1 rRNA gene is annotated in these 384 nt (G+C 40.9%); it reads right to left on the minus strand.

Going from position 1 to position 384, the window contains the following annotated elements:
• Position 1 precedes the first annotated feature (1 nt).
• Positions 2–116, minus strand: a 5S ribosomal RNA gene (rrf, locus tag H5115_RS20020).
• Between the last annotated feature and the right edge of the window lie 268 nt (positions 117–384).

Genomic DNA, 384 nt, shown 5'->3' on the forward strand with positions numbered 1-384 from the left:
AGCCTGGTAATGTCCTACTTTCACATAGCAAATGCTACACTATCATCGGCGCTGTTTCGTTTCACTACTGAGTTCGGCATGGAGTCAGGTGGGTCCAAAACGCTATTGTCACCAAGCAAATTAGGTGCAAAGAATCAATGACAAGCACGTAGTGCTACCATTTTCTTTGCGCAAGGTGCCTCAACTTTAACGCTACGCGCTAAGAGTCACCTCTTGAATTTGGAAAATATCTGATAATATTTTTTAAGTCTTTCTAAGTAATATCTACTTTAGTCATATTAACTTCTGTCAAACTGTCGCATAAAACGCGTTTGGCGTTGTATGGTTAAGCCTCACGGGTAATTAGTACAAGTTAGCTTAATGGCTCACACCACTTCCACATCT

Source organism: Pseudoalteromonas sp. SR44-2 (assembly GCF_014163745.1).
In the GTDB taxonomy this organism is placed as follows: Bacteria; Pseudomonadota; Gammaproteobacteria; order Enterobacterales; family Alteromonadaceae; genus Pseudoalteromonas; species Pseudoalteromonas distincta.